Raw genomic sequence first — 2,694 nt, 5'->3', positions numbered from 1 at the left:
ACCCCACGGGTGGGCAAGCCCGCCCTCCTCGCCACCAGAATTTCCAGACCTCAGGCTACAGCACCGAACGAGAAGTCCGCTGAGATACCGAGCAGCACCGTGGCCACCAAACACTTCGGCCAACGCAACTCAGAGGCAGACACGCCGCCAATGACGGCGCGGCGTTTTGCTGATCCCTTTGCCGGGGACGATGACGGTGCCAACTGCATCCGCTGCGGGTATCTCGTCGAACGAGTCCGAGAAGCGCGCGGCTTGTGGACGTGCTCGATCTGCGGCTGATGCGCGACGGCCGTGCCCTGACCTGACTGCGGCAATGACTATGCCTCAGCCGCGCCAAACGCTTTGACCGGGACCACCATGCGCAAAGCTTGCAAGGTCATTCGTTGAAGGCCCGAGACGCTGACCGACTTCTGTAGGTGTTGGAGGGACGGATTTTGAAGCCGCCGGCTTCTTAAGAGCGGAAGCACCGTCGTCCGCCAACCCCACTCAAAACGGCACAGCTTTCATCCTGGACAGATTGCTTCGCTACCCGGCATGTCCAAGGCATGACATGGTTCCCGACACGCCCCCGATGCGAAAAGGGACCAAGATGACGCAGGCAGATCGGTCCGCCGCCCTCTCCGAGTTGGTGGCCGTCCGCGGCTCACCGGCATTGGAGGCTGGCGAGGTCACCATCACCGGGTGTGACCCGTTCTACCGAACACCCTTTGGCGTCGGAGAAACAGCAGCCGCTGTCCTCGCCGCCACCGGCGTTGCGGCCAACGACCTCTGGGAGTTGCGCACCGGCCGCCGCCAGGTCGTCAGCATCGCGGTGCCCGAAGCGGCAGCGACGCTGCGGGTGGTCGACTACACCAGGAAGCGCGACGGGGATGGGCAGTACCGGCGTCCGCCGATCTCCGACAGCATGAAGCACATGGCGACGGTGACCCAGCCCTGGCCGACCGCGGACGGGCGCTGGTTCCTGCCGCACTTCAACCTGCCTCACCTGGAGCGCCGCGTGCTCGAGGTGCTGGATTGCGAGAGCACGCAAGCCTCCGTCAGCGCCGCCGTCGCCCGTTGGAACGCCGACGCGCTCGAGACCGCGATCGCTGAGGCGCGCGCCTGCGGCGGCAAGGTCCGGACGCGGGAGGAGTGGCTGGCGCACCCGCAAGGTGCCTATCTCGCCGCCCGGCCCGTGGTGGAGGTTACCAAGGTCGCCGAGGGCCAGCCCGAGCCGCTGCCGCCCGGTGACCGCCCGCTGTCAGGGGTCCGCGTGCTCGACCTGACCCGCATCCTGGCCGGACCGACCGCCGGACGCACGCTGGCGGAGCACGGCGCCGACGTGCTGATGGTCACCGCCCCCCACCTGCCGCAGGTGCCGGAATACGTGCGCGACCTGAGCCACGGCAAGCGGAGCTGTTTCCTCGACCTCAGACACGCCGACCAGGCCAACCGCCTGGCCGCGCTGACGCGCGAGGCCGATGTCTTCGTCAACGGCTACCGTCCCGGCCAACTCGGCGAGCGCGGCTTCGGCTTGGGGGATTTGGTTCGGCTCCGCCCAGGCCTGATCACCGTCTCGGTCAGCTGCTTCGGATCTGGCGGCCCCTTTGCGGGGCGCGCTGGGTGGGAGCAGGTCGCGCAGTCGGTCTCGGGCATTGCCCACACTCATGGGCAGATGACCGGCGCCGGCGGGCCGAAGCTCGCCCCGGCGCCGATCTGCGATTACCTGACGGGCTACCTCGCGGCCTTCGGCACGATGCTGGCGCTGGCCCGCCGTGCCCGCGAAGGCGGGAGCTACCACGTGCAAACTTCGCTCTGCCAATCCGCCATGTTTTATCAGCGCCAGGGACTTCTCAACAGTTTCGACGATGCACCGGAGCAACTGACCGAGGCGGAGCTCGAGCCACTCTATGTGCCCGAGCACTCGTCCTACGGCGATCTGCTGACGCTTGGCCCAGTGCTGCGCCTATCGGAGACGCCGTGCCGCTGGGCGTTGCCGACACCGAAGCTGGGGGGAGACCAGCCCGAATGGTTGGCCCGAGGGGCTGAACTTCCCTCGCTGGCGCGTGCCTGATCTGAGAACCCCTCTGTGTTTGTCGATAAGGGCTGAGGTTGCTCCTGAGCCGAGCAGGCGTTTAGTCAAACCAGATCATATGGTGGCCTCTTGCTCGCTCCGGCGCCCGCCCTCATGTGCTCAAGATGAATCAGAACGACGCCATCACTGCAGCCCAATCGCTGGCTGCAGAAGCAGAACGGCTTCAAGGCGAGGCTCAAGCCACTCGCCAGGAGGCGGAGGCACTCCGCTCGGCCATCCAAGGTCCCTCAGACGTGGTGCAGCAAGTCATCGCGCGGCTCGAGGCGGATGCCGTTGCAAAAACTGATCGTGCGCATTCTTTGCAACGGGTTGCCGCTAGTCTGCTAGCCAGAGATTGCAGGCAAGACAGTAGCTCGCCGGAGGGGTTTACTGCTTTCGACGCTTTCGCCCGAGCCAACCTCGCCCCTCTGGCGGCTCGGCTTGCGTCTGCGATCAGGGGTCAAGGACACACCGCTGGCCAACCGAGACCGAATGGTTCGGCTCCGATCAATGTGGAAGCTATCGGTAAGATTCTGGAGGACGGTTTGCAGTGGTTGGTCAAGGACAGCCGACGGCAGGGCGGGCGGTAACCGGAGCAGATTCCCGGGCATGGCGGTTGCGCCTGCGGGTACGGTGTGATT

The 2,694-nt window shown here is 66.0% G+C and carries 2 protein-coding genes; both read left to right on the top strand.

The genetic code is table 11. The annotated features are described in order from the left end of the window. On the top strand, positions 1 to 279 hold a 279-nt coding region (locus AC5JJ1_RS15285), incomplete at its 5' end, for a hypothetical protein (RefSeq protein ID WP_495785961.1). 271 nt (positions 280 to 550) lie between these two features. After that, positions 551 to 2,053: a CoA transferase gene (locus tag AC5JJ1_RS15280; RefSeq protein ID WP_495785960.1), complete on the top strand. Its 1,503-nt coding sequence runs from the start codon at positions 551 to 553 to the stop codon at positions 2,051 to 2,053. Positions 2,054 to 2,694 lie beyond the last annotated feature (641 nt).

This window comes from Belnapia sp. (assembly GCF_059504005.1).
This window is presented reverse-complemented; position numbering and strand designations above follow the sequence as displayed.